Below are 25,866 nucleotides of genomic sequence, written 5' to 3' on the forward strand. Positions count from 1 at the left end.
CCTAATTCTATAGCCATAATCGGCTTCCCGCTTGGTTCAAATGAGGCGGAAATTCTCAGCCTTTAACAGAACCGGCAAGACCATCTACGAAATATTTCTGGAAAAAGAGGAAAACAATCAGCACGGGCAGCAGAGCAATGGTTGCTCCGGCCAGCAGACCGGTAAAATCGACTGAATACTCGCCTGTGAAGGCATACATGCCCACAGATAAAGTTCGCAGCTCCGGCTTGTTTAGTGTAAAGATAAGCGGGACAAAAAATGAATTCCAGGTGAAGATAAACTGCATGATTGCCGTCGTGGCGATAATGGGCCTTGACAGAGGCAGCATGACCTGAATGAAGGTGCGGATAAATCCGGCGCCGTCAATTTGTGCAGCATCCTCCAGGTCTTTGGGAAGGCCTTGAAAGAAAGACATAAACAATAGAATAAAAAGCACATGCGCATTTGACGATTCTGCCAAAATGACTCCCGGCAGCGTATTAAGCAGATTCAGCTTCTTGATAATCTGATAGATAGGAATGATGGTATAGCCCTTCGGAATGAACAAACTTGATGTAAGTATAAGAAGCAGCCATCGATGTCCAGGAAAACGGACCCGTCCTAGCGCATATCCAGCCAGGGTAGTCAGGAATAGAACAATCAGTACAGTGGACAGTGTAACAATTACGGAATTCCTGAAATATACCGAGAATTTCGCCGTAATCCAGGCGCGGATATAATTATCCCAATGAAAGGTTTTCGGCAGCAAATTTGCGCTGGAGGAGATAAATTCCGTATTTGTCTTGAAAGAAGAGAACAGCATCCAGAGAAACGGGTATATCCACAGGATTGCACAAGCAACGAGCAGAATGTAAACGGCGGCTTGGGCATAACGGTTGATCTTCACGAACGTTCACACTCCTTTGCTGCTTGCATGGGTTTCGGCCAGCCTGACGAGTCCAGCCAGCAAGAGGGTGATTATAAATACCGTTAACCCAAAGACAATACCTGCTGCGGAGGCAAAACCCATTTGCGGAATTCCGTTGTTTCCATAAGAGAAACGGTAGATATACAAATCCACTAAATCTGTAGCGAAATAAGGGCCGCTGTCGGTCAACGTTTTGGCCAAATCGAATACATGCATGCCGTTGATTACGGCGAGCAGAATAATTACTGCACTTGCAGGTTTCAGCAGCGGAAGGGTCAGATAGCGCAGGGAGGTCCAGAATCCGCTTCCGTCCAGCTTGGCTGCTTCATACATATCGGCCGGCAGCGATTGCAGGCTGGCCAGCCAGTAAATCATAATCATGCCGAATATCTTCCAGATGCCTGTTCCGATCAGCACGACCATAGCTGTCGCAGCTCCTCCCAGCCAGGATACGGAGCGGTCAATAATGCCGAGCCCCAGCAATAAGTTGTTAAAGGGGGCGTTCTGATTTCCGAAGATCAGGCGCATCATCAGGCCGACGACCGAAGCAGTGGCGACTACAGGGAGGAAGTAGGCAGTGCGAAACACGATGGTCCCCTTTAACCAAACGGCGTTAAGAGCAATTGCAGCGAACAGGCCAAGCGGAACCACAATAATCGTTTGGGAGACGAGGTAGACCAAATTATTCTTATAGGCGTTCCAGAAGGCTTCATCGGCGATAACTGTTCTGTAATTGTCCCAGCCGACAAAATCATCCAAAGGGCCGATTCCGCTCCATTCGTATAGCGAGTAGACATAACTCATGATAATGGGATAGACAGTAAATATGAAGAAAAGAATTAGCTGGGGCAGAAGGAACAAATAAGCCCATAGATAAAGCTTGCGTTTATTAGCTTTCATACCGGACCCTTTCTCGTTAAACTGGCTGGGGAACCCCGTTCGGAGACTCCCCAGGGCGGCCTGCAGGCAAGCTGAAGGCCTGACACAGAGTTATTGTCCTGTATAGGGCTGGAGCGGTACCCAGTCTGAAAATTGATAATCCTCCAGGCTGACTGCAACACCTTCAGCCGCAAGCTTCTTGATTGCGCTATCACGCACCTTGTTTGCCTCTTCGTTAATCGCGGTCAGCTCGGCGCTTATATCTTGAATCTGCCCGCTTAAATATCCTTCTATAACGTTAAGCAGCGTGGTTTTCGGCAGCTTTCCGCTTGTCTCCTTGGCAACATCAATCGTTGCGCTGTTCTTGACATAAGGACGGGGCACGAGAATCACGGTTTCGTTCTGAAGAGCGAGTCCTTTTTTGGCAATCAGATGCGTAACTTCGGTTTCTTCGTTCTGCGCGGTAACGGGCGAATATTCAACGCCGTCACGTACCAGCTTCGGATACAAATGATCCATTAAATACTGCAGGAAAAGCTTTGTTTCCTCATAATGTTTGGTTGTCTTGGCCACAAACAGCGCGGCAGTTGCAGCTCCTCCGTTATAGGCGAAGTATTGCTTCTTGCCATCTTTGGTCGGCAATGGGGCTACCCCGAAATTATCGAGCTGGTCTGCAGGCAGCTTGGTTGCTTCGTATGCGCCGTCGAAGAGAAGAGCCGCCTGACCGGAAATCATAAGTGCCGCACCTTCGGTCATATTCATCACAAGGCTGTTCGGATGCAGCAATTCCTGGTCATATAACAACTTGAAGTATTCGAGCGTCTCTACGATGCTCGGCGAGTTAATTTCATACAGACCCGTTTTATAATTAATTGGAATTGATGTGGAGGGAACAACCTCGGGTTTGATGGCGGTAGCCATCTGCTGAACAATGGAAGCCGCCAAGCTTGAGGCTTTAATGCCCATGACCACACCGTAGGCTTCCCCGTTTGTTCCTTCTTTGACCTTCCGGCTGAATGTGACCAGCTCATCCCATGTTTTTGGGATATCTGCTTCTGTCAACCCGGCTTTCGTGAGAACTGATTTATTATAGAAGAGCTCCATGGCGGCGCGTTTCGGATTGAAGAGCGGTATGGAGTAGACATTGCCATCCAGAGTGGTTTCGCCTTCGGACCAGGTGCCCTCAAAAAATTCAGACTGCACTTCATCCGTAATCAGATCGTCGATAGGATGGATAATGTCCAATTGCGACAGCTGGTAAGTGGGCAGGCTGGGATGGCTGCCGAATATATCGGGCAAATCGCCGCCGCTGATTGCAGTCTGCAATTGTGCAACATATTGGGCGAAAGGAATGGTGGAGTAATTGACCTTGATTCCCGGATGTTCGGCCTGGAATTCAGCAATGGTTTCGGCAATTTGCGGATTGGCCTCCTCCCATCTTCCCCAAAATTCAAGAGTCACAGGCTCTGAGACTGCTGCGGAGGTAGGTGCCGTTGCTTCAGAGAATTCTTCATTGGCCGCGCCGGAGCAACCGGAGAGAGCCGGTGCCGCAGTAAGCAGCAGCGCGGTGAGGAACGACAACGCTTTTCGATTCATTTTGCCACACACGTCCCTTCATAGGTTAAGCTTGTCTTTAATACATTAATCCTATAGAATAAGGTGGTTTAATGTAAGCAAGATATGGCTTTCACCCAGTATAGAGAATTCGTGCAGGGCAAACAACGGGAATAATTTAGTAGAAGGTGTGAAAAATTTAGCCTTGGCGAATCTGTCTGGCCTCCCGGTAAGCTCCAGGTGTCAAGCCGAATTCTTTTTTGAACAAACGGCTGAAATGCCGGGTATCAGCATAACCGACAAGAAGGGCGATCTCACTGATGTTTCTTCCTCCGCTCAGCAGCATGTCCCTGGCGATACGCATTCTGTAGGAAATCAGCTGTTGAACAAAAGGCCTGCCGGTATGCTGCTTGAACATGCGGCTTAAGGTGACCGGATGGACTCCGGCATAGGCGGCAGCGGACTCAAGCGTGAGACCCGGCTCCTCCGACTGCTCCAGCAGCCGGAGGAGCCGCTCCAGCCAACCGACATTGTCCAGGCAACGCTCCTTCTGATTCCGCCGTTCGGCCAGCTCTTCCTGAATTTTTCCGCTGAGGCCCAGCCTCAATTCGAACCAGGTTCCGTATGCCTCCACCCGGAATCTGAGAGCTTCCTCCGTGCCTGCGTGGAATTCAGACTGCCCTCCGAAGGCCTGTTCCGCGAACCGGGCGCATTCACTCCGCAGAAGGGGGAGAGTCAGGTGCTCAAGCTGTCCGAACCAGTGCTTCAGCAAGGAATCTGCGGCTTCGGCATCCCCAACTGAGAGCGCTGCGAGCAGAAGTTCAAGCTGATCCTGGGTCTCCTGCGGAATGCGGTCCAGCTTCCTGGAGACCATGCCGGTAACACCGAAGAATTGTTCCTCTTCGTGCAGTACACGGGCAGCGGCATAAGCCTTCAGAAACTCTCCAGAAGCCCAGAAGACCGGAAGCGCCCCATGACCTGAAGCCTTGACAACCTGCAGGCTGTTTCCGTCGGCCAGCTCATAATTTGCAATGGCTTCCATGCCTTCTTCGAAGATAGAAGAGTCCGTGTTCTTTCCGCTCCTCATGAACTGCACTTGCTTGGCCTGCCGGTCATCGAACCAGATACTCGCATTGTCATGGACCCTGACCTTTAAAACAGCGTCTCCGGATCTTTCCAACAGTGAACAAAGATCATGGTGCAGCCTGGCTTTTATATCGCTGTGCACATTCCTGACAATATTCTGCAGCTGGGTCCGGTTTACGGGCTTAAGCAGATAATCCATAGCTCCCAGACGCAGAGCCCGTTGGGTATACTCGAAATCGCTGAATCCGGTAACAATGACCACCCGAAATAAATGACCGGTCTGCTTGAGCTGCTGCAGAATTTCCAGACCGTCCAGCTCTGGCATCCGAATATCGATAAAGACCAGATCGGGGCGCACCAGAACGATATTTTGCAGCGCCTCCCGGCCGAATCCGGCATCAAATACATGGGCATAAGGAATGTCCGCCTTGATCTTGCTGATTATGCTCTCACGGATCTTCTGTTCATCATCTGCTACACAAATTTTCATTGTTTGGCCCACTCCTCTCATGCTCGATGATCCTTTAATAAGGAAGGGAAGAATATGAAGCACCTGCTTACAAAAATGAATTCGTCACTAAAATATAAACTGCTCGGTGTGCTGCTGCTTATGTCCTTCATACCCATTACGCTGGCCAGCTTCAGCTGGTATCACAGCATGACCCGTTCCGCGATAAGCCAATCCTCCGAAATTGCTGACCAGTACACCCGGTTTATGGCCGAAGAGCTTTCGAGTTATCTCACGGAGCTGAACCAGGCGCTTAACCCGCTGTTGCTGCAGCCGGAATTTCAAAGCTATCTCACGCTCTCCCGGGATAACATTCGCAGCCAGGCCGTACTGGCTGCGGCATTCCGTCCGCAGCTGCAAACGATACTGCAATCGTACCAGGAAGTGGCGGGTATTCTATATTTGGATCGCCAGGGAAAGATCATGTATGATTCCTATCAGAATAACATGAATTACGGCTATGATTTCAACCGGGATTCTTTTTTTTCTGAGGTCCAGGAAGTTCAGAGCGTTGTGCTGGGCCTTTCCCATCCTGCTTCCTACCTGCTGGAAGCAGACCAGATAAGCGTTCCCCTGATCAGGCCTGTTGTCAATCTGCGAACCGGAAAGGTTGATTCCTGGCTGGTGGTGGAAATTCGTGAATCTTTCTTCACCCGGTTGGCTGGCGCGGAAGAACATACGGACAAGGGAGAGATTTTGCTCTATCATCCCGAGAGCGGCCGCTTTCTGGCCGGCACCCATATCGAGCCGGAATTTCAAGAGTATATTATTGAAGCCTTCAGGAAGGAGGGACTGCGTGGCGGCATTCGTTGGTCTTGGAACAATGGGGAATACGAGGCGATTTCCCGGGATATTATTTTTGGCGGCTGGAAGCTGGTATGGATTTATTCGCTCGATCCGATGCTGCAGGGTGTGAGATATTCCCTCCTTTTGACTATTGTGATTGCGGTGGGAACGCTGCTGCTGGCCTTGATCCTCGCCTTTCCGGCGATGGATGTGGTGCTGCAGCCTCTGTATAGACTGATAAACGGAATCAATGAGCTCTCCCGAGGGATTTATCAGCCGATCAGACATGAAACGCCGGGCGAAATCGGTTTTGTTATTGATCATTTCAACCGATTGCTGATTGATCTGAAAGATGCCGATAAGCAGGCCTACGACGCAATAATGCGCGAGAAGGAGCGTGAACTGCTGCAGCTCCAGGCCCAGACCAATCCGCATTTGTTCTTTAACACGCTGGAGGCCATTTCTTCTTATGCACGCATTAACCAACCGGCTGTGGTCGAGGATATGATTGACAAAATATCCAGCATGATGCGTTACAGCATCCGCAACGACGGAGGCTGGGTCCCACTGTCCGAAGAGATTTCTTACATCCACGATTTCATACGTATCCATGATTACAGAAACGGAGCGAGCATTGACGTGATTCTGAATATTCCTTCCTGCGGGAAAGAGCTGGAGATTATGAAACTCAGCATTCAGCCATTCGTAGAAAATGCCTTGAAATACGGCTGGAGCTCAAGATTTAAGGAAAATGAGTTCCAGCTGTGCATCAGCGTTCACAAGCAGGACGGCAGGCTTGTCGTCACTGTTGAGAACACTGGAGTTCCCATAGACGGAGAGGTAATGGAGCAGTTGCAGGAACTGCTTGTAAGCGAAAGAGGCGGAAAATCATCCTTCTTCGCCAGGCATACCGGCATTGCGAATGTTTACCGGCGCCTTAGGCTGTGGTATGGAAAGGATTTGGAATTTACAATAGAGAGCACGAATACGTTCACGCGCTTCCGCTATTCGGCACCTCTTGCTGACATGTCGGAAGAACCGCCATCAGCATAGCCGCGGACGAATTGTTACCCGTATCTATCACCGTACGGGCTTGCACAGAACCACCATTGCTTTTATTCCACAAGCAATGGTGGACTATGCCGGTATGCCGTAAAGGTATATTGTTTCTGCAGGTATTTCTGGCTGAGTTCAGGAATCTGAAGGCATCACTTGCCCGGTCTTCCGCGGTGGATTGAACAGGTACACGAGGTAGCCCACGATAAACGGCAGCACGTACGCCCTGGTCTCCGCGGAAAACCTTGCTGACACGGCTTAGCAGAGATCCGCCTCAGGCAGAACTGCCGCCGCTTCAAGTTTCTTCCCCGTGCTCATCACTGCTTCTCATTCCCCTTGCGGATCATTTCGGACAGCTGCTCCGTTGTTATGCCCAGCTTCCCGGCTTCGCAGATCCTCGCAACCACATATTGCTCGTAGAACTGCTGTCTGCGCTTATTCGTCAATTCCGTGCGTGCACCCGCCTTGGCAAACATCCGATCCCCCGCTTCTTGTATAAGATTTCCTGCTCCACAAGCAGATTCATACCTTTGGCCGCCGTTGCCGGATTAATGCCGTAGAACAAGGCGAACTGGTTCGTGTATGGCATCTGTGATTCTTCAGGCAGAGTTCCGCTGAGAATGTCGTTTGCAATCAGCTCAGATGTCAAGGGGCATACGCTTGGTTGGGCTGTCTGCAAATTACTAAGATTAGTTTGAATAAATTTCCTATGCATATATATAAAATGTATTCTGTAATGTTAAAATAAAAATAATTGAGTTGAACTCGTTCGATTGTCCTGCAGCCCCTTGTTAAATTTAAATGTAAACGGAATCAGTAAGTGCTGCCACAGCGGTTATGAATACCGGACAGCATTGTTCCATGTATGTAACTATAGAGATCATAGGGGGAGCTATAATGAAAAGAACACCGATGATGCTGCAGCTGGCGCTAATTCTATTCTGTATCATGGCAATTCCTACAGCCGTCCTGACGTGGTACAGCGGGGCACAGATTATAGAGAACTCAGAGGCAGCCATCGGGGAATCTACGCTTGCCGGGCTGAATGCCAACCGCCAGTTAAATGAGAACGCTCTCGCCAATCTGGCACAGGATACATCACGTCTGGCTGCAACCAATGTTTTTGACCGCATCCGCAGCTTCGGGACGTACGACGAAATTAACGCAGGCTATAATAATGTGAGCCGGGCGCTGGCAGTGACCAAAGAACTGCTGAACTTGAACCGCCGTGTAGACGGTGTGTACTCCTCATACTTTTATCTGAATGATTCCGATTATGTGATTTCTACAGACAAAGGTGTCTCGAAGCTGGAGCGTTATGAGCCGGTCGGCTGGACAACAGACGCTCTTGCCGGGCAGAGGGGGATCAGCGGCGTGTGGGTACCCCGCAAGCTGAATTCGGGCGTCAATGTCGTTTCCTATGTATACCCCCTCAACCGCCTGTCTTCCACTACCCGGGGATTAATCGTAGTGAATATGAGGGAGAGCCAGATCGGCAAATATCTGCATGCCACAGAGATCGGCGACAGCAATTACCTGCTCCTGGACCCGGGCGGCAAGGTGATTTCCTTCAATGACAAGTCGCTGCTGCTCTCCGACGGCTTCGCCCTGCCCTTTCTCTCAGAGTTGCTGAATCAGGATTCGAGTGAAGGGTATGCATTCCGTGAGCTGAACGGCAAACGTATGGTTTACGCATGGAGCCGCTCGGCATTGTCCGGATGGTGGAATGTCAGCTGGAGCTCCATGGATGAGCTCATGGCCAAATCGCGCGATATGCAGGGGAACATCATTTTGCTAACCGGCGCCATTATTTTGCTGGGGACTGTGATGGCTGTCTTTCTCGCGACATGGCTGTCCAGACCGCTCAGGCAGCTGGTCCGGACGATTCGCTTAAAAAGCGATCTGGGTGTAGTAAATAAGAATGAGCTTGCCTTCCTGGATATGGCGTTCAGGCGGATGCAGGAGGAAGAGGAAAGTCTGTTCCGGCTGCTGCAGGAGCGCGAAAAGGATACCCGCAGCCTCGCCGTTCACCGTCTTCTGCGCGGAGAAATTCCGCCCCGGATCACGGAGGTTTTTCCGGAAGCGTGTTACAGAATCGCCGTAGTCTCCATCGACCAGTATAGACGGTATGCGGGCAATACCAATGTGGAGACACGCAGCTACCACCGGTATCTGCTGGGTACGAAGTATGAAGGCCTCTTTCCGGAGGGAATACTGGCCCGGTCTGTCTATCATAACGACGGCTGTATTGTGATTGTGCTGAACTTTGCTCCGGATGAGCATGAGCGAAGCGGCGTTCTGATTCATCAGGCACTGGAAACGATCCGGGATCAGTCGCTAACGCTGCTGGGGCATTCGGTCACAATCGGAGTAAGTGATTTGGCAGATGCACCGGAAATGATAGCCCAGAGGCTGTTCGAAGCGATGGAATTGATTAAGCAGCGGATGATTAATGGTGCCGGAAGCATCACTTACTGGCAGGAGAAAGAGGCGAAGAGCCGCAAATATATCGATTCCGAAAGCAGTGAGCGGCGCATTCTGAATTTCCTGGATGCCGGCAATCTGGACGGGATATTTAAAGAGCTTCAGAGCATCCGCAGCCAGATCAGCCGGGAAGAAAATATTTCCTATGACAATATCATGTTCATTTATCACCAGCTGATGGGTGCGACCATCAAGCATCTCCGCGAGAATCATATCGGTACCGGAAGAATGATTATGGGTAAAGGCAACATCTATACTGTTCTGGCTGCGATGGATACGCTTGATGAGCTTGAGGAGTACTTGCATGAACTTTTCCGTGAAATCGTGCAGAGCCTGGACCGCAGTACCAGGGATACCAATCATGGAGAACGGATTATTCAATATTTGAGGGACAATTACCGTAAGGAAATTGTATTTGAGGATATGGCCAAGGAAATCAGCATCAGCTACTCTTATATGCGCAAGATCGTATATGAGCAGACCGGGAAAAGCATGATAGATCTTCTTAATCAGCTGCGAATAGAGCAGGCTAAGGAGCTGCTGCTGGATACCGACCTGACGATCAAGCAGATAGCAGCAGAGGTAGGCTATTATAATGTCCAAAGCTTCAACCGCTTTTTCCGTAAGTATGAAGGGATGCCGCCGAGCAGCTACAAGTTGGCCAAGAGCAAGAGCTCCTAGGAGCTTCTCCCGGCCGGCGGCGGCTTTTTTTAAAAGTTAAGAATTTATAGGTTTCAGGCTATAAATTAGCCTTATCTTTCCCGCTGAAACGATACCGTCCTTATAAGGACGGCGAAGCCGTTTCCACTTGAAAATTCAGAATTTATATGTTTGGGGGGAAGCTTATCCGTTAATTCACGGCTGCGCTGTAAATGAAAGAATGGATCGGGACTTTGGCCAATCAAACTGCGCGATTGCGTTGTCCGCAGCGGGCAGGCAGAGCGAATCAGAGGCAGAAGTGCCTTTGATTTCGCCCGAAGCCGGCTGGACGGTGGAATCAGAGGCAGAAGTACCTTTGAATTCACCCGAAGCCGGCTGGACGGTGAAATCAAAGGCAGAAGTACCTTTGAATTCACCCGAAGCCGGCTGGACGAGGGAATCAAAGGCAGAAGTACCTTTGAATTCGCCCGAAGCCGGCTGGACGAGGGAATCAGCGCGAAATGATTCTTCTCCTCCCCAATGAATTGGCAGCATTCTTATTATAGACGCCGATAGGCGTCTTTCTTGAAATATATAGAATTTATATGTTTCACGCTATCCATTATCCTTCTATTTTTGGAGAAACGGATACCGCCTCTTTCAGAGGGCGGCGAAGCCGTTTATTCTTATTGAAAGCGCTTTAATTTTGGGAATGCCTATCACATTTGATAATAACGGGGCTGCCGGGGCTTTAAAACCGCGCTCCTATCAAATTTGATGGGGAGCATCAATACTCATGATTTTCAAAAACGGGCAATGAAGATAGCATGGAACTTGAGCCGGAGGAAGCAACCGGCGGGGAGATAATTGGGCGCGGGAGGTGAAAATTTGAAAATTGAAAGCGCTTCACAGGTAAATCAAGTCGCTCGATTAGGTAAGAATCAGGGATTCGGGCATTTTTTTAAGCGTGACTGGCAGCTTTACCTGCTAGTAATGATTCCGCTGGCTTTTGTAATCGTGTTTAAATATTTACCGATGACAGGACTTGTAATCGCTTTTAAAGACTACAAGATAGCAAGGGGCTTCTGGGGCAGTGAATGGGCCGGGTTTGAAGTATTCCGGGATATTTTCTCCAAGCCTGACTTTGTCCGTGCCGTCCGCAATACGCTGATGCTCAATATTCTTGATCTCGTATTCAGCTTCACAATGCCGATCGTACTGGCTCTGATGCTGAATGAAGTCAAAAGCGTAAGATTCAAACGTGTAAACCAAACCATGCTGTACTTACCGCACTTCCTGTCCTGGGTTATTATCGGAGCAATCGCGTACCAGCTCCTTAGCCAAGGAAGCGGGGTCATCAATAATTTAATTGAACTTATGGGCGGGAACCGTGTTCCGTTCCTCCAGGAAGATACGCATTGGCTGGTCAGCTATCTGGCCATCGGTGTGTGGCAGAGCATGGGATGGGGAACCATTATCTACCTGGCGGCCATTAGCGGCATCAATCCGGAGATGTATGAAGCGGCTACCGTGGATGGGGCGGGACGCTGGAGAAAGGTATGGAATATTACCGTTCCTTCAATCCGTGCGACCATCGTAACTTTGCTGATTATGAATCTGGGAAAGGTAATGGAGGGTTCGTTCGAGCGTATCTTCGCTCTGCAAAACAAGGCCACCACAGAGTACACAACGACCATACCGGTTCTGGTGTACCGTTGGGGGATTGAAAGCGGTAATTTCAGCCGGGCGACAGCGCTTGGATTATTCCAATCCGTCATCGGTATTATTCTTGTAATAACGGCAGACCGCGTCGCCAAGAAGCTTGGCGAGGATGGAATATTATAGAAAGGAGAGAAACCATGACAGCATCAACCGGCAACCCTGCCGCATCGCGCAAAGGGCGTATGGACATCTGGGAACTGCTGATCCGCCTCGTTCTGATTATTGCTTCACTGGTGTGTTTGCTGCCGTTTCTTCATGTTGTGTCGAAATCCCTGAGCTCGGACTCTTTTGTCATAGCCAATAAGGTCTTTCTGTGGCCGCAGGGCTTCACCATTGAAGCGTACAAAAAAATCTTCGCGGATGCCAGTATACTCCGTTCCCTGTACATCTCGGTTATAGTGACCGTGCTGTTCACTGTTCTGGGGATGATCCTGACCATCTGCGCAGCCTACCCGCTGTCGAGACCGCAGATGAAGGGCCGCAGGGTAATCACCTTCATTTTCCTGTTCACGATGTACTTTAGTGGAGGAATCATCCCGGACTATATGAACATTAACAATCTGGGGCTGATGGATACGATATGGTCACTGATTCTGCCGTTATCATTCAGCGTCTTCAATCTGCTGATTATGAAGACCTCGCTAACGAGCAGCATTCCCGTAAGCCTGGAAGAATCTGCGCGGATCGACGGTGCCGGACATTTCCGAATCCTGCTCAGCATTGTCATTCCGTTGTCCAAACCGATTATCGCGACCCTCTCTCTCTTCTACGCGGTTGGCCGCTGGAATGCTTACCAGGATGCATTGTTCTATATTAAGCATGAGACCTCGCTGCGGCCTCTGCAGCTCAAGCTGTATTATCTGGTTATTCAAGCCAGCGAAAGCTTTCAGCTGGAAGCAACCCAGGTATCGCTCAGTAATCCGGAAGTGCTAAAAGCATCAGTTGTTGTGTTTGCAACGCTGCCTATACTTTGCATCTATCCCTTTGTGCAGAAGTACTTCGTTCAGGGCGTTATGCTCGGAGCGGTCAAAGAATAAGCTTATGTTCCGCAACAGTAATTCTACAGTCCGAAAATTAAAAAATTGGGGGAATTGCGATGAACAAAAAAGGTTTTGTTTCGTTAATGACGGCAACTGTCCTGACGGCCGGCATGCTGGCCGGATGCTCCGGGGGAAATAACAACAACCGCAGTGCCGAACCCAGCAGCCCTGCCGAGACGGCAGGAGCCAATAACCAGAGCGAAGGCTTTACGGATTATTCCAAAGGCTTCGAAAAGAAGGTTGCGATCGATATACCGGTCTATGAGCGCGCGTTCGAGGGCTGGAATGTAACCGACAACTATTACACCCGCTGGGTTCAGGCGGAATTCGGCGACAAATACAATATCGAAGTCAACTATGTGCCGATTACGCGCAGCAGCGAGGTGACCGATTATGAGCAGCTGCTGGCGTCGCATAAGGCTCCGGATATCATTTTTCACTACGATATGCCGCAAGCGCTTACGTATTATGGCGAGGATGTTATGCAGCCGCTGAACTATGCTGAAATCGAAAATTATGCACCGACTTACTGGAAGAATATGAGCGAGACTATCCAGCAGTATGGTACCGTGGATGACCAGAATATTTTCTTCTTTGCCGCCCGTCCTGAAGCCGACAACTTCGTTAACATCATCCGTAAGGACTGGGTTGAGCAGGTTGGAATGAAGGTTGAAGATTTGACTTCGCTGGAACGGTACAATGAGATGCTGAAGAAATGGAAGGAGAACGGACTCGGTGTGACCGGCGGCGCCCTGGTTCAAAACAGCTTCAACTACAACTACGCTTTCCGCGATTGGCCGGTCGATGCCGCATACCGCGCGCTGTATTCCGATCTCAGCGTAGCCGATCTGCCTTCCGTTGATACGGAGCGCTACCTGCGTAACTTGAACTATCAGTATAATAACGGTCTTATCGATAAAGAGTTCTATCTGCGCAATGACGACAACAAAATCAAGTCTGAATTCGTTGCCGGCAAGACAGGTACCTACGGGTTCTATCTTACCAACAATACTGACGTCTTTGCCGCTACTCTGGCGAACAATCCGGATGCTGAATTTACGGTAGTGCCTCCTTATGCAGGTGTTCCGGAAGGCTATAAGCCTCAAGGACGCGCATACTGGCCGTTTGGCTTCATCATGGGGATCAACTATGAAACTACGGATGAAGAACGCGCTGCTGTCTGGATGTATCTCGAATGGCTCAGCCAGCCGGATAACCTGTTCAAGTTCCAGAACGGTGTTGAAGGCGAGAACTATACGCTTGACGCAGAAGGCATCGCTGTGAAGAATCCTGACTACAAAGGCGAAGCTGTTCTGGCACAGAACAATAATAAAGACTACTGGGGCCTCGTAACTGAAATCGCGCAGTATGAGGATGCTGACAAGACGCTTACATCGAACCTCCGCAACTGGTCACCTGCCGGCTACGAAGATCTCGCTAACGACATGGTGAAGTACTATAACGAGGTTGCAGAATTCCGCACACCGGATGCAATGTTCACCGTCGTGCTTGAGAAGGTTAACGAGTACAAAGCGGATCTGAACTCCCTGTTCCAGGATCTGTATGTGAAGACCGCGCTGGCTCCGGAAGCTGAATTCGACGCCACCTATGAAGCAGCCAAGAAAACTTATCTGGAGGCGGGCTACCAGGAAATCCTTGATGAGAAGCAAGAAGCGATCGCTGCGGGCAAGTTCCGTTAATTCCATGGCGCTCAGCATAACTGATAAGCCGCACGAATGAAATAATCCCCGGCGGGCCGGTCCATAGCGATATGGAAGCCCGCCGGGGATTTTGCGCAAATATAAGATTTATCCTGAATTTCGAAAGTGAATTGAACCAATCCAAGATAGGACAAGGGATAAACCCTCTTTTTGCTTCACCCATTGGGTGCAGGCTGTTTGTAGCAAGACATCCCTTCGTGTAGAGCTTTTTAGATGATTTGTGGATACTTACTTTCGAAATTCAGGTTTATGGGGAAGCGAAGCTTATCCGTTATTTCTGCGGTGTATATGAACGAATGGATCGGGACTTCGGCCAAGCAAACTGCGCGATTGCGTTGGCCGCAGCGGGCAGGGAGAGGGAATCAGAGGCAGAAGTACCTTTAATTTCGCCCGAAGTCGGCTGGACGCTGAAATCAGAGGCAGAAGTACCTTTGAATTCGCCTGAAGCCGGCTGGACGAGGGAATCAGCGCGAAATGGTTCTTCTCCTCCCCACTGAAATGGCGGGTTACCGAATGTAAAAAGGACCTGGAGCAGAGCTTCAGGTTTTTCTTAAAAGATAAGTTATATGTTTCACGCTAAAAAATTAGCCTTATCCTTCTTGCTGAAACGGCTGCGCCGTCCTGATAAGGACGGCGCAGCCGTTTCCACTTGCGTAGGTTATATAGGCTATTAGAGTGGACGCTCCGCGAACGGAGCGTTGTCCGGGTCGCAGTGCTCTCCAGATTTATTTCATTCCCCTTAGGAGCTGCGAGGAAATGAGTACCCGCTTTTGTTGACAAAATCTCCACGGTTTTGTCAACAATGTAGCGGTACTTTATTTCGTCGCAGTCTCTTGGCGGTGAAAATCCGGAGACCCACGCGGCCGCTGCCGCTGTTCCGCGGGTCCGTCCGCTCCGCTGTTTAAGCGGGAGACGGTTCTGTAATCTTTAAAAAACACAACAAAGAAACTGGACAGTGAAAAGTTCTTTTCGAAAAATCGACGCAAAGAAAAATAACCCAATTGAGCGAAATTATGGTATCCTTTAGTTTTCACACGAAAGGAATAATCGCCAAATGGGTTACAAGAAGCAGTTTACCCTATTTGCAGGCGATTGAACATACCTATGCTCAAATATATGAACACCCTTTTACAGCCTTTCCGTTCCTGCTTTTCCAGACAAGCGACGTTCGAGTGGTTTGTCGTTATCGTTGTGGGTTTTATGCTGCGCTCCGACCACCTGGGCGTAACTTCTGTGATTCGGGATCTCTCGCTGAACAGCCGCTGCTACGAGACGCTGATTCACTTCTTCCGTTCGTCCGGCTGGTCCACTCAGGCGCTAAGGCAGAAATGGCTTCAGGTCGTGCGCCAGCATGCGCCACTCTTGGTGATTCAGGGTCGCGTGGTCCTCGTCGGCGACGGTATGAAACAGGCCAAGGAGGGTCGCCGAATGCCGGGGGTCAAGAAGCTTCATCAGGAATCCGAAAATGTCTCCAAGGATGACTACATCTTTGGTCATTTGTTCGGCGCCAGCGGCATTCTGGTCTGCGATTCAAGGAAGTGGTTCTGCTTGCCCTTGTTCATAAATCTAAAAGACGGTATCCAAACCATTCGGGGCTGGAAGAAGTCCAGGGGCGAAGGAGAGACGCATTCCCATGTCGTTCAGATGATTGAATAAGGCTTCGAGGCCGCGAAAGGCTCCGGTCAAGCACTGCTGCTTTTGGATCGGTACTTCTTGTCGGTTCCGGCCTTGGAGCGGCTGAATGCATGCCACCTCGCTTCTGAAACCCGCATGCACCTGGTGACGAAAGCGAAATCGAACGTGGTGGCCTAAGAACCCCCTCCTGCCAAGAAACCCGGACGGGGCCGGCCTCCCCAAAAAGACCAATCGGTCAAACTGAAGGAGCTGTTCACGACTCGCGCTGCTGATTTTCAAACTACAACTCTTCCCCTGTACGGCAAAGAAGAGACGGTTCAATGGCTGTGCCTGGATCTGCTTTGGGGCCAAGGCATGTATCAGGAACTGCGCTTTGTGCTGGTGATGCATCAGGGCCGCTGCTCCATTTTTGGTCAGTACGGATTTGAGCCTGGCAGCCCCAGATATCATCCGCTTGTACGGTTAACGCTTCAAGATTGAGTGCACGTTTCGGGAAATGAAGCAAGTCACCCACGCCTTCGGCTACCGCTTCTGGAGCAAGTCGATGCTGAAGCTGAACCGGTTTTTGAGAAAAGAGGAAGCTCATCCGCTCGAAGCCGTAACGAACGAGCAAGCCCGGCAGCGCATCCAGAAAGCGATCCAGGCCATCGAAGGATTCGTGATGTGCCAGTGCTATGCGATGGGACTGTTACAACTAATCGCCTTGCAGTTTTCAGGCCGGACTTCAGGGCTATGTTTCCGCTATCTGCGAACGCCCTCCCGTGCTGTGGTCTCTGAAGCCAGCGCAGCCGTTTATTTACGCAAGTCTATTTTTCGCCTGTTTGCTCAAAGTCCCCACTTATCCATAACGAAAATAATTATATCCAAGCAAGAAAACACGGATGTGGAGCGCGATTCGCTGGTTTCTTAGCACTGTAGAACTTTTGACTGGAAACTTAATGTAATTGAACCGGCTTATATTAAATGAACCGGCGAACCTGAACAAGCTGATGGAACGCAAGGAAATTTATTGGAACGGAAGCGAAGTGGAAAAAGTAACACTAATGGGCTTGGAATCCTGGCTATAACGGGCTTTAGTGGGATTTTGTACACTTAATGGAGGCCTGCTCACCTCATATGGGGGGAAACGGATGGATTAGGTATCCTTTTTCCCACTAACGCCGGCGGAAAAGGGGATAAGGTGAGATTAAGTTTACTTTTTCCACTTGGCTTACCGCCGGGTCCCTTTAAAAGCACTTTAACCTGAAATGTCCGACGGCCGCGCTGTCCTGTGAAGGCCGGCGCAGCGTTCTACGCTATTCAAGCCCCGGCAGGAACACCTCCTCGGTCACCTGCACGAGGCAGCGTGCCGCTGTGCTGAGTCCGCCGCTGACCGGATAGATCAGGCAGGTCGTCCGCTGGGTCTGCTCCAGCTCCTTGATATGCAATGAGACCAGCCCCCCTCCGTTCAGCAGCTCGGAGCGGAGATAGGATTTCGGCAGCAAGGCTGCGGCTTTGATGGTCGGCAGCAGCCGGACGATCGCCTCGAACGAGTCGATCTCCATACGCACGTCGGGATCAACGCCGCTGCGCTGGAACAGCTCGTCGGTCATGCGGCGGTACCAGGTTCCCTTGGAGAAGAGAATCATCGGCAGCCGGGCGAGATCGCCCATGGCCAGCTTCCCAGAGTGGGCCAGCGGATGATGCTCGGAGACGACCAGCCTTAGCTGGTCCTCGAACAGCGGGATGCAGCGCAGGCCGGGCTCCTGAATGGCGGAGGCGATAATGCCGAGATCGGATCTGCCCTCGCTGACCGAGGAGACGATCTCATGCGTCTTGCCGGTGATCAGCTTCAGCTCGGCGGCCGGATACTTCTCCATGTAGGCGTTCACAAGCGGAGGAAGTGTCGTCTGCAGCGTGGTCAGGCTGGCTCCGAGCGTTACAAGCTGCGGCTCCCCTTCCTTGAATTTCGACAGCGCTTCCAGAAATTTGGAGCGCTGCTGCCGCTGCTCCAGTGCGTAGGTGTAAGTAAGCCGGCCCACCTCGGTCAGCTCCAGCCGCTTGCCGAACCGGTTGAACAGGGCAACGCCCAGCCGCTCCTCCAGCTTGGAGATTTTGCGGGAGAGGGCCGGCTGGGACAAGTTGAGCTGGCGCGAAGCCCGGTTCAGGCTGGAATGCTCTACTACGGCGGCAAAAATGTCCAAATCATCAAACATAAGCCATCCTCCTAAAAGTTTTATGGAGCAGCACTTCTCCGGATATGCACCGCAATAAAACCCGCTCCGGAAGCATACGCCAAGTTTTATGGAGCAGCACTTCTCCGGATATGCACCGCAATAAAACCCGCTCCGGAAGCATACGCCAAGTTTTATGGAGCAGCACTTCTCCGGATATGCACCGCAATAAAACCCGCTCCGATAGTTTAGACATGAATCATCCGCAGGGTACACCGTATTATTTACTTCTGCCCGTTATCAAGAAAGTGATATATGGCATAGACGCCATAATAATATATCCTTTACCGGCAAGGACTAGCAGCGTTTGCGCTGCAATTATTCCGTTCCAAATGAGAATTATTATCATATTAAAAATATTCTTATGCATTTATTGTATAACGTTTAATAATTAGATTGCAATTCCCTTATAAGAGAAAAAGGAGTAACATGAAAAGTGACACAAGATATTCACATATTGTGAATAATACAGCATAGTCCGGGAAAACAATGAATAGCGGTGAAAATAGACATTTTGCAGGCTTCGCTAAGTTCCCTGCCCCCTGTTTCAACTGTGCTCCCGGCGGTGTATGCTCATTAATGAAAACGCTGTTTTATATCGGAAAGGGGACACTTTGCATGAGAGGATTTTATTCCAGAAAGATTCATTCCTTGCTTGGCGTTATCCCGCTCGGGTTCTTTTTCCTGGAGCACATGCTGACGAATTTCTCGGCAGTAGAGGGAGGCGCTTCCGGTTTTGCGGACAGCGTGCTGTGGCTGAACAGCCTGCCGCTTGTCTTCTTCCTGGAATTGTTCGGCATATGGCTTCCGCTGCTGTACCACGGAGTCTATGGGCTGTACATTGCCTATCAGTCCAAGCCAAACCTGAACCGCTTCAATCTCGAACGGAACTGGCGGTATACGCTGCAGCGGATCAGCGGAGTGATCACCTTCATCTTCATCGTCTGGCATCTGTACGATACCCGCATTCAGGTGGCGCTCGGCAATGTGGAGCATGAGGAGCTGGGCGGCGTCATGCATAATATCGTGACCCAGCCGCTGCTGCTGACCGTCTATGTAATCGGCATTGTTGCCGCCTGCTTCCACTTCTCCAACGGCCTATGGTCGTTCCTGATCAGCTGGGGGATTACGGTGGGGCCGCGTTCGCAAAGAGTGTCCTCTGTTCTGTGTCTCGGTATTTTTGTGGTGGTTACCTTCATGTTCCTGCTGTCCCTGGTCACCTTCCGCGACAACGAATTCCAGGCTTCGGCTTCGGCTGTGCAGTCGCTGCGCAGTTTGATCTAGGAACTTGAGAAAGCGTGTCCATCTACGAACGGACATTATACTTCAATATACAAGATACGGGTTGAAATTCCGCATAACAATTTAGGAGGGAACAATCATGGCATCAGCCGATATCATTATCGTGGGCGGAGGGCTGGCCGGCCTGATGGCTACCATCAAGGCGGCGGAATCCGGCGCGCATGTGCATTTATTCTCCCTTGTTCCTGTCAAAAGATCGCACTCGGTCTGTGCGCAAGGCGGCATTAACGGGGCGGTGAACACCAAAGGCGAGGGTGACTCGCCCTGGGAGCATTTCGACGACACCGTGTACGGCGGCGATTTTCTGGCCAACCAGCCTCCGGTCAAGGCGATGTGCGAAGCGGCACCGGGTATCATCCATCTGATGGACCGGATGGGCGTCATGTTCAACCGCACGCCGGAGGGGCTGCTCGACTTCCGCCGGTTCGGGGGCACGAAGCGCCACCGGACGGCTTTTGCAGGCGCGACGACCGGCCAGCAGCTCTTGTATGCACTGGATGAGCAGGTGCGCCGCTGGGAAGCCGAAGGCATGGTTACCAAAAGCGAGAACTGGGAATTCCTCTCGGTGATTCTTGACGACGAGCGGGTGTGCCGGGGCATCAGCGCCCAGAATCTCAAAACGATGGAGATTCAGACCTTCCCGGCGGATGCGGTGATTCTGGCGAGCGGCGGCCCGGGGATTATTTTCGGCAAAACGACCAACTCGGTCATCAACACCGGAACGGCTGCCAGCGCGGTATACCAGCAGGGTGTGCATTACGCCAACGGCGAATTCATCCAGATTCACCCGACCGCGATTCCCGGCGACGACAAGCTGCGGCTGATGTCTGAATCGGCTCGCGGCGAAGGCGGACGCATCTGGACCTACAAGGACGGCAAGCCGTGGTACTTCCTGGAGGAGAAATATCCTTCTTATGGCAACCTGGTGCCGCGCGATATTGCCACCCGGGAGATTTTCAGTGTGTGTGTGGACCAGGGGCTTGGCGTGGGCGGCGAGAACATGGTGTACCTCGATCTGTCCCACAAGGACCCGAAGGAGCTGGACGTCAAGCTCGGCGGCATTATTGAAATATATGAGAAATTTATGGGCGATGATCCCCGCAAAATCCCGATGAAAATCTTCCCGGCCGTACATTACTCCATGGGCGGCATGTGGGTCGACTATAACCAGATGACCAATATCCCCGGACTGTTTGCGGCAGGGGAATGCGAATACCAGTATCACGGAGCGAACCGGCTCGGAGCGAACTCGCTTGTATCGGCGATCTACGGCGGCATGGTCTCGGGTCCGAAGGCTGTCGAATATATTAAAGGGCTGAAGAAATCGGTACAGGATATTTCCTCCGCCGTCTTCGACAGCTTCCATAAGACGCAGACCGGCAAATATGAATCCCTGCTGGCGATGTCCGGCACGGAGAACGCCTATGTGATCCACAAGGAGCTGGGCGAATGGATGACCGCCAACATGACGGTTGTGCGCGATAACATGAAGCTTACGGCCACCATCGGCAAAATCAAAGAGCTGAAGGAGCGGTACCGCAGCATCAATATGGACGATACGTCGCGCTGGAACAACCAGGGGGTGGCATTCACCCGCCAGCTGTGGAACATGCTGGAGCTGTCCGAGGCTATGACTCTCGGTGCGCTGCTGCGCAATGAGAGCCGCGGGGCGCACTATAAGCCGGAGTTCCCGAAGCGCAACGATGAAGAGTTCCTGAAGACCACCAAGGCCACCTGGACCGCAGACGGTCCGCAAATCTCTTACGAGGAAGTGGATGTCTCGCTGATTCCTCCGCGGGTTCGGGATTATTCGAAGGATTAAGATAGATAAAAACGATACTCCGGGTGCCTGCCGGATGGCGGATTTTGTACGGAGTGTAAGCTCAGGAAGCATCGCTCACAAAACTTTTAGGAGGTAACAGATATGGCGGAAACTGCTGCAGCTCCCAAAAACGTAAGGTTTATCATTACCCGCCAGGATGAACCGGAAGCGGCCCCCTATACGGAGGAATTCGAGCTTGCGTACCGTCCGGGGATGAATGTGATCAGCGCCCTGATGGAAATTCAGCGCAATCCGGTCAATGCCAAGGGCGACAGCACGGTTCCCGTCTGCTGGGAATCCAACTGCCTGGAGGAGGTGTGCGGCGCCTGCTCGATGGTGATCAACGGCAAGCCGCGCCAGGCCTGCGCCGCCCTGATCGATAATCTGGAGCAGCCGGTCCGCATTGAGCCGATGAAGACCTTCCCTGTGGTCCGTGACCTGGTGATTGACCGCAGCCGGATGTTCAATGCGCTCAAACGGGTCAAGGCGTGGATTCCCATCGACGGCACCTACGATCTGGGGCCGGGCCCGCGCATGGCGGAGAAGAAGCGCCAATGGGCGTATGAGCTGTCCAAGTGCATGACCTGCGGCGTCTGCCTGGAGGCCTGCCCGAATGTCAATGAGAAGACCGACTTCATCGGTCCGGCGGCCATTTCCCAGGTGCGCCTGTTCAACGCCCATCCTACGGGCGAGATGAATGCCGATGAGCGGCTGGAAGCGCTGATGGAGGATGGGGGCATCGACGGCTGCGGCAACTCGCAGAACTGCGTGCGCGCCTGCCCGAAAGGCATTCCGCTCACCACCTCCATAGCGGAGATCAACAAGCAGACTACGAAGCATATGTTCAAGCGCTGGCTGGGTGTGTAGCCATACCTCCAACAACCAGCTGATGGAACAGGAAGGCTGTTCCCCGGAGTGCATTTCGGCCGCATAAGACCGCCTTGCAGCATTCAAAAACACACAAAAGTCAGCCAAGCAGCGATTCTTCCGTTACCGGAGAATCGTTGCTTGGCGTTTTTGCCCCATATGAAAGTAACAGCAGGTGTCTTTGGAAATCAGGCCTTGCCGCCTGCGGGCATGCCCGCACCGGAATTTCATATACTTGCCTGCCTGCAGCCTGTTTCTTTCATGCTGTCAAACGGGTACATTTTTAGACAGTCCTTTACAGTAATGCACCGGCCTGCATAAATGGCCCAGGCAGTCTGTATTCCAACATATATAGGCGTATATGTTATAATCTCCATAATCGCTGCAACATTCAGGCAATGATAAACCAGGGAGGAATAACATTGATTTGTCGCGAACAGGACGGATATTGGGTGATGCTGAAGCAGCATGAGCATGGACTGCTGGCTGGTAAATTTGCAGAGTTTTTCAAGGAAGAGCATGTTCCGGAGGAAGGCAGGCGCGCGGAGGTGCTGCGGGCGATCGGCAATCATGACCGGGGCTGGATTGATCTTGACGAGACTCCCTTCTGGAATGATGCGGAGGGCTCGCCGTACACTTTTATGGATTTTCCGCTTGTGCCGAAGCTGACCTTCTACAGGCGGGGATTGGATGAGATTGAGGCGGATACGCCTTATGGCGCACTGCTGTGCAGCTCGCATTATGAGCGTCTGATCGAGGTGTCGGGGGAGGAAGGTCCCGAGCTTACCGCCTATCTGAAGCATGAGGAGGCCCGCCGGGCCCGCATCCACCGTCATCTGGAGAACAGCAAGCCGCTTGTCGAGGGCGAACTCTATTATGATGCCAGATTGCTGCAGTTCTGCGATGACCTCTCGCTCTACTTGGGGTTGAGCGAGCCGGGAAGCCCGAAGTCGGAAGAGCATCCATGGTTCCGTGACGGCTTCTCCGGCAGCGAGGATTTCAGCTTCACCGCCGGACGCCTGATTACAGCGGAATGGCAGGATCAATCTACGCTGCTGCTTGACCCTTTTCCATTCACAGAGAACGTCGAGGTAAGCTTCAAGCTGCGCCGGGTATCTATGAAGGACGCGGAGAGCAAAGGCATCGCCCGTGCCTACAGCGGCACTGCGGAAGAAGAGTGCCGGATTACCGTGGCCAGCCGGCCGGAATAAGCTGTGCGCAGCTGAAGGGTATCCGTGAACAGGAGTGTAATGCCCATGGCTTGGTGGATGTGGCCCCTCAATATAGCTGTAATTGTACTGTTTTTATTATGGTTGAACCGGATGAAGCTGAGCTGGATGGGAAAAGGAGTGCTGCTCGCTCCCATACTGATCTATGCGCTGATTTCGGTGGAAGACCTGCTGAGCTGGATTGACCTCGGCAGCATTGTTCCGGGGGACCGGGGCCTCCGCGGCCTTATTCTGATCTTTGCCCTGGCGTCCATGCTGTTCTATGTGCTGTTTATTTTCCATGAGATCAAGGAGTCGAACAGCAAGGAGGTCAGGCTGCAGCAGACGCTGGTGCGCATCAGCATTGCCGCATTCACCTGCATTATTTTTTTCACTGTCGTATATACATCCATATATAAGCTGTTTGGACAGTCCTCCTTCGAGGGAAAAGGGCTCGGCGAGGATCTGCTCAGCCAGCTGATTACCTTCCTCTACTTCAGTGTAGCCACCTTCACCACGGTCGGGTACGGGGATGTGGCTCCGGTGGACAATACCTCGCGCCTTGTCGTCGTTATGCAGATCAGCTTCAGCTTCATCACCGTCGCTTATGCGTTGTCCATGCTGGGCTTGTTCCGCAAGATCCTGGGCCCCGGCTCGGAAGCGGAAATTGAGGCTGAGATTGATGTCAATATCGATACAGCCGCCGGACACAAGGTGCAGGAAGCCAAGGAAGAGCTGGAGACAGAGGAGGATGCAGAAAAGGCTCATTCCGCCCGTTCATCCAAGCCAACGGGCAAATGACCCATCATTACCCCGCAAGAGAGGAGAATCTCCCTATGAAGCACAAATCGTCCGGGGCTTCTCCCGACCTTTCCGCCGCACCTGCTGAAATCGGCAGCAGGTATAGTGCTCCGCCGCCTCCTGGCGGCGGCCGCCGAATCACCCGCCGCCAGTTTCTCGCCCGGGGGGCCGCCGCCGTATTTGGCGCAGGAGTGCTTACCGGCGGCTATGCCTGGCAGGGGGAGCCGAACTGGCTTGACATTACCCGGCTGGAGCTGTCCTTCACCGACCTTCCGTCCGCATTTGCCGGCACCCGCCTGGTTCATTTCAGCGATGTGCACCTAGGCTTCAACAAGGATGCCCGTGATTTGAAGCGGCTGGCTGGACATATCCGGGAGGCCAAGCCCGACATCATCTGCTTCACCGGAGATATGGTGGACAGCTATGCCGAGGATTTGACGGAAGCCGTGCCGATTCTGGCGGAGCTGAGCGCACCGCTGGGCAAATATGCGGTCCTCGGCAACCATGACTACAAGAACACGGAGCTGCTCGCCCGTCTGCTGAACGATGCCGGTTTCGGCGTGCTGCGGAACCAGTCTTATCTGATTAAGCAGGGCGGGGCAGCCATTGCGGTTACCGGACTTGACGACATGCTGCACGGCAAGCCCGATCCCCAGGCGGCCCTAAAGGGTGTCCCTGAGGGAATGTTCAATCTGCTGCTGATGCATGAGCCGGATTACGCGGATATGGTTGAGGCTTATCCCTTCCATCTGCAGCTGTCCGGGCATAGCCATGGCGGGCAGATCCGGCTGCCCTTTGTAGGAGCGGCATACACTCCTTACGGATCGGATAAATACATAAGCGGCTTGTATTATACGGACAAGAAGGGGATGCCGGTGTATGTCAACAGAGGCTTCGGTGAAACCTATATGCCATTCCGGCTAATGTGCAGACCGGAACTGACCATTATCACCCTGCGCCGGAGGGAATAACCGCGCGGCTCCGGTATAGCGGCAAACGGATCAGCCGGGGCTCACGGCAGCGGCAAGCCGCAACAGAAAAGGAGACGCGCATGAGCACCTACGATACGTTATTATCCATGGCACGGCAAGGAGAAATAGTTGAACTAAGGACGATGCCATCCGCCGAGGCCGCTGTGCTCAAGGCGCTGCTTGCCCATCCGGAAGTGAAGCCGCATATTCTGCTGCGCCAGGGAGAAGGCTCACCGCAGGCGCATCTGGATAAGCTGGTAGCCCGCATGCTGCATGCCTGCGATCCATGCGCTCTGCATGCGGGAATTTATGCCAAGGGACGCCAGGAGCTGATTGGAACGGTCTCCCTGCAGAACTGGAGCCGCCGTGAGGGCAAGGCGGTGCTTGGGTACATGCTGAATCCGCTATGGTGGGGGCAGGGGATGGCCACTGAAGCTGTCGGCCTGCTGCTGGATTACGCCATTCAGGAGCTGGGACTTATCAAGGCCGAGGGACGCTGCCGCAGTGACAACCCAAGGTCTGAGCGAGTCATGATCAAAAACGGTCTGACGCTGGAGCGCATTCTTCCGATGCCTGGCAGCCCGGGTACTGCAATGAAAGTCTTCACATTGTTACACAAATGAAATAATGCCGTTACGAAACTCTAACAGAGTCCGGTTAAACTA

Annotated in this window: 20 protein-coding genes and 1 pseudogene; 14 read left to right on the forward strand and 7 right to left on the reverse strand. The window is 52.0% G+C overall.

Going from position 1 to position 25,866, the window contains the following annotated elements; all coding sequences use genetic code 11:
• Positions 1 to 55: 55 nt before the first annotated feature.
• The 4 genes from HYD27_RS06320 to HYD27_RS06335 all read right to left on the reverse strand — a co-directional run bounded on the left by HYD27_RS06320 (position 56) and on the right by HYD27_RS06335 (position 4,916).
• Complete coding sequence (locus HYD27_RS06320; protein ID WP_309242024.1) at positions 56 to 886, reverse strand: carbohydrate ABC transporter permease; 831 nt, start codon at positions 884 to 886, stop codon at positions 56 to 58.
• A gap of 6 nt (positions 887 to 892) precedes the next feature.
• A complete protein-coding gene (locus tag HYD27_RS06325) occupies positions 893 to 1,807 on the reverse strand; it encodes a carbohydrate ABC transporter permease (protein WP_219212692.1) in 915 nt (304 codons plus the stop codon).
• 90 nt (positions 1,808 to 1,897) lie between these two features.
• Positions 1,898 to 3,382 carry an ABC transporter substrate-binding protein gene (locus HYD27_RS06330; protein ID WP_219212694.1) on the reverse strand — a complete coding sequence of 495 codons (1,485 nt, stop codon included), beginning with the start codon at positions 3,380 to 3,382 and terminating at the stop codon, positions 1,898 to 1,900.
• Positions 3,383 to 3,539: 157 nt separating this feature from the next.
• The gene (locus tag HYD27_RS06335; protein ID WP_219212696.1) at positions 3,540 to 4,916 is read right to left on the reverse strand and encodes a response regulator transcription factor; all 1,377 of its coding nucleotides are present in this window, start codon (positions 4,914 to 4,916) and stop codon (positions 3,540 to 3,542) included.
• Positions 4,917 to 4,970: 54 nt separating this feature from the next.
• On the opposite strand from HYD27_RS06335, the gene HYD27_RS06340 reads away from it, so the two are divergent.
• Positions 4,971 to 6,773, forward strand: a complete 1,803-nt coding sequence (locus tag HYD27_RS06340; RefSeq protein WP_219212698.1) for a cache domain-containing sensor histidine kinase — start codon at positions 4,971 to 4,973, stop codon at positions 6,771 to 6,773.
• A gap of 320 nt (positions 6,774 to 7,093) precedes the next feature.
• On the opposite strand, the pseudogene HYD27_RS06345 reads toward HYD27_RS06340, so the two are convergent.
• A pseudogene (locus tag HYD27_RS06345) lies at positions 7,094 to 7,425 on the reverse strand (GntR family transcriptional regulator).
• Positions 7,426 to 7,673: 248 nt separating this feature from the next.
• Here HYD27_RS06345 and HYD27_RS06350 point away from each other — a divergent pair.
• Positions 7,674 to 9,941 carry a helix-turn-helix domain-containing protein gene (locus HYD27_RS06350; protein WP_219212700.1) on the forward strand — a complete coding sequence of 756 codons (2,268 nt, stop codon included), beginning with the start codon at positions 7,674 to 7,676 and terminating at the stop codon, positions 9,939 to 9,941.
• A 174-nt stretch (positions 9,942 to 10,115) separates the two neighbouring features.
• On the opposite strand, the gene HYD27_RS06355 is transcribed toward HYD27_RS06350, so the two are convergent.
• The gene (locus tag HYD27_RS06355; RefSeq protein WP_219212702.1) at positions 10,116 to 10,454 is read right to left on the reverse strand and encodes a hypothetical protein; all 339 of its coding nucleotides are present in this window, start codon (positions 10,452 to 10,454) and stop codon (positions 10,116 to 10,118) included.
• Between the two features lie 333 nt (positions 10,455 to 10,787).
• On the opposite strand from HYD27_RS06355, the gene HYD27_RS06360 reads away from it, so the two are divergent.
• The 5 genes from HYD27_RS06360 (at position 10,788) to HYD27_RS06380 (ending at position 16,927) form a co-directional block, all read left to right on the forward strand.
• Positions 10,788 to 11,744, forward strand: coding sequence for an ABC transporter permease (locus HYD27_RS06360; protein ID WP_219212703.1), 957 nt, complete (start codon positions 10,788 to 10,790; stop codon positions 11,742 to 11,744).
• A 14-nt stretch (positions 11,745 to 11,758) separates the two neighbouring features.
• Positions 11,759 to 12,658: a carbohydrate ABC transporter permease gene (locus HYD27_RS06365; RefSeq protein WP_219212705.1), complete on the forward strand. Its 900-nt coding sequence runs from the start codon at positions 11,759 to 11,761 to the stop codon at positions 12,656 to 12,658.
• 59 nt (positions 12,659 to 12,717) lie between these two features.
• Complete coding sequence (locus tag HYD27_RS06370; RefSeq protein ID WP_219212707.1) at positions 12,718 to 14,361, forward strand: type 2 periplasmic-binding domain-containing protein; 1,644 nt, start codon at positions 12,718 to 12,720, stop codon at positions 14,359 to 14,361.
• 1,125 nt (positions 14,362 to 15,486) lie between these two features.
• Positions 15,487 to 16,038, forward strand: coding sequence for a transposase (locus HYD27_RS06375; protein WP_219212709.1), 552 nt, complete (start codon positions 15,487 to 15,489; stop codon positions 16,036 to 16,038).
• A 523-nt stretch (positions 16,039 to 16,561) separates the two neighbouring features.
• Positions 16,562 to 16,927, forward strand: a complete 366-nt coding sequence (locus HYD27_RS06380) for a hypothetical protein (RefSeq protein WP_219212711.1) — start codon at positions 16,562 to 16,564, stop codon at positions 16,925 to 16,927.
• Positions 16,928 to 17,312: 385 nt separating this feature from the next.
• Here the strand turns inward: HYD27_RS06380 and HYD27_RS06385 are convergent, their stop codons facing one another.
• Positions 17,313 to 18,212 carry a LysR family transcriptional regulator gene (locus HYD27_RS06385; RefSeq protein WP_219212713.1) on the reverse strand — a complete coding sequence of 300 codons (900 nt, stop codon included), beginning with the start codon at positions 18,210 to 18,212 and terminating at the stop codon, positions 17,313 to 17,315.
• A gap of 636 nt (positions 18,213 to 18,848) precedes the next feature.
• Here HYD27_RS06385 and HYD27_RS06390 point away from each other — a divergent pair.
• From HYD27_RS06390 to HYD27_RS06420, 7 genes are all read left to right on the forward strand, one after another.
• Positions 18,849 to 19,514 carry a succinate dehydrogenase cytochrome b558 subunit gene (locus HYD27_RS06390; RefSeq protein WP_219212716.1) on the forward strand — a complete coding sequence of 222 codons (666 nt, stop codon included), beginning with the start codon at positions 18,849 to 18,851 and terminating at the stop codon, positions 19,512 to 19,514.
• A 97-nt stretch (positions 19,515 to 19,611) separates the two neighbouring features.
• Positions 19,612 to 21,354: a succinate dehydrogenase flavoprotein subunit gene (gene sdhA, locus HYD27_RS06395; protein WP_219212718.1), complete on the forward strand. Its 1,743-nt coding sequence runs from the start codon at positions 19,612 to 19,614 to the stop codon at positions 21,352 to 21,354.
• Between the two features lie 102 nt (positions 21,355 to 21,456).
• Positions 21,457 to 22,221, forward strand: coding sequence for a succinate dehydrogenase iron-sulfur subunit (gene sdhB, locus HYD27_RS06400; RefSeq protein ID WP_219212720.1), 765 nt, complete (start codon positions 21,457 to 21,459; stop codon positions 22,219 to 22,221).
• A 422-nt stretch (positions 22,222 to 22,643) separates the two neighbouring features.
• Entirely contained in the window at positions 22,644 to 23,432 is a 789-nt protein-coding gene (locus HYD27_RS06405) for a DUF3891 family protein (protein ID WP_219212722.1), read from the forward strand.
• Positions 23,433 to 23,477: 45 nt separating this feature from the next.
• Positions 23,478 to 24,230 (forward strand): potassium channel family protein, encoded by a 753-nt coding sequence (locus HYD27_RS06410; RefSeq protein ID WP_219212724.1) that lies wholly within the window; start codon positions 23,478 to 23,480, stop codon positions 24,228 to 24,230.
• A gap of 35 nt (positions 24,231 to 24,265) precedes the next feature.
• Positions 24,266 to 25,201: a metallophosphoesterase gene (locus tag HYD27_RS06415; RefSeq protein ID WP_219212726.1), complete on the forward strand. Its 936-nt coding sequence runs from the start codon at positions 24,266 to 24,268 to the stop codon at positions 25,199 to 25,201.
• A gap of 80 nt (positions 25,202 to 25,281) precedes the next feature.
• The gene (locus tag HYD27_RS06420) at positions 25,282 to 25,824 is read left to right on the forward strand and encodes a GNAT family N-acetyltransferase (protein ID WP_219212729.1); all 543 of its coding nucleotides are present in this window, start codon (positions 25,282 to 25,284) and stop codon (positions 25,822 to 25,824) included.
• Positions 25,825 to 25,866 lie beyond the last annotated feature (42 nt).

The sequence above is a fragment of the Paenibacillus sp. S150 genome, assembly GCF_019352175.1.
In the GTDB taxonomy this organism is placed as follows: domain Bacteria; phylum Bacillota; class Bacilli; order Paenibacillales; family Paenibacillaceae; genus Paenibacillus_AQ.

Bases quoted from the DNA above. Each gene is read 5' to 3' on its own strand.
- HYD27_RS06410 (WP_219212724.1), top strand. From the start codon at position 23,478: ATGGCTTGGTGGATGTGGCCCCTCAATATAGCTGTAATTGTACTGTTT.
- HYD27_RS06350 (WP_219212700.1), top strand. From the start codon at position 7,674: ATGAAAAGAACACCGATGATGCTGCAGCTGGCGCTAATTCTATTCTGT.
- HYD27_RS06330 (WP_219212694.1), bottom strand. From the start codon at position 3,382: ATGAATCGAAAAGCGTTGTCGTTCCTCACCGCGCTGCTGCTTACTGCG.
- HYD27_RS06365 (WP_219212705.1), top strand. From the start codon at position 11,759: ATGACAGCATCAACCGGCAACCCTGCCGCATCGCGCAAAGGGCGTATG.
- HYD27_RS06355 (WP_219212702.1), bottom strand. From the start codon at position 10,454: ATGCTGCCAATTCATTGGGGAGGAGAAGAATCATTTCGCGCTGATTCC.
- HYD27_RS06415 (WP_219212726.1), top strand. From the start codon at position 24,266: ATGAAGCACAAATCGTCCGGGGCTTCTCCCGACCTTTCCGCCGCACCT.
- HYD27_RS06420 (WP_219212729.1), top strand. From the start codon at position 25,282: ATGAGCACCTACGATACGTTATTATCCATGGCACGGCAAGGAGAAATA.
- HYD27_RS06380 (WP_219212711.1), top strand. From the start codon at position 16,562: ATGCTGAAGCTGAACCGGTTTTTGAGAAAAGAGGAAGCTCATCCGCTC.
- HYD27_RS06385 (WP_219212713.1), bottom strand. From the start codon at position 18,212: ATGTTTGATGATTTGGACATTTTTGCCGCCGTAGTAGAGCATTCCAGC.
- HYD27_RS06370 (WP_219212707.1), top strand. From the start codon at position 12,718: ATGAACAAAAAAGGTTTTGTTTCGTTAATGACGGCAACTGTCCTGACG.
- HYD27_RS06340 (WP_219212698.1), top strand. From the start codon at position 4,971: ATGAAGCACCTGCTTACAAAAATGAATTCGTCACTAAAATATAAACTG.
- HYD27_RS06335 (WP_219212696.1), bottom strand. From the start codon at position 4,916: ATGAAAATTTGTGTAGCAGATGATGAACAGAAGATCCGTGAGAGCATA.
- HYD27_RS06325 (WP_219212692.1), bottom strand. From the start codon at position 1,807: ATGAAAGCTAATAAACGCAAGCTTTATCTATGGGCTTATTTGTTCCTT.
- sdhB (WP_219212720.1), top strand. From the start codon at position 21,457: ATGGCGGAAACTGCTGCAGCTCCCAAAAACGTAAGGTTTATCATTACC.
- sdhA (WP_219212718.1), top strand. From the start codon at position 19,612: ATGGCATCAGCCGATATCATTATCGTGGGCGGAGGGCTGGCCGGCCTG.
- HYD27_RS06375 (WP_219212709.1), top strand. From the start codon at position 15,487: ATGCTCAAATATATGAACACCCTTTTACAGCCTTTCCGTTCCTGCTTT.
- HYD27_RS06390 (WP_219212716.1), top strand. From the start codon at position 18,849: ATGAGAGGATTTTATTCCAGAAAGATTCATTCCTTGCTTGGCGTTATC.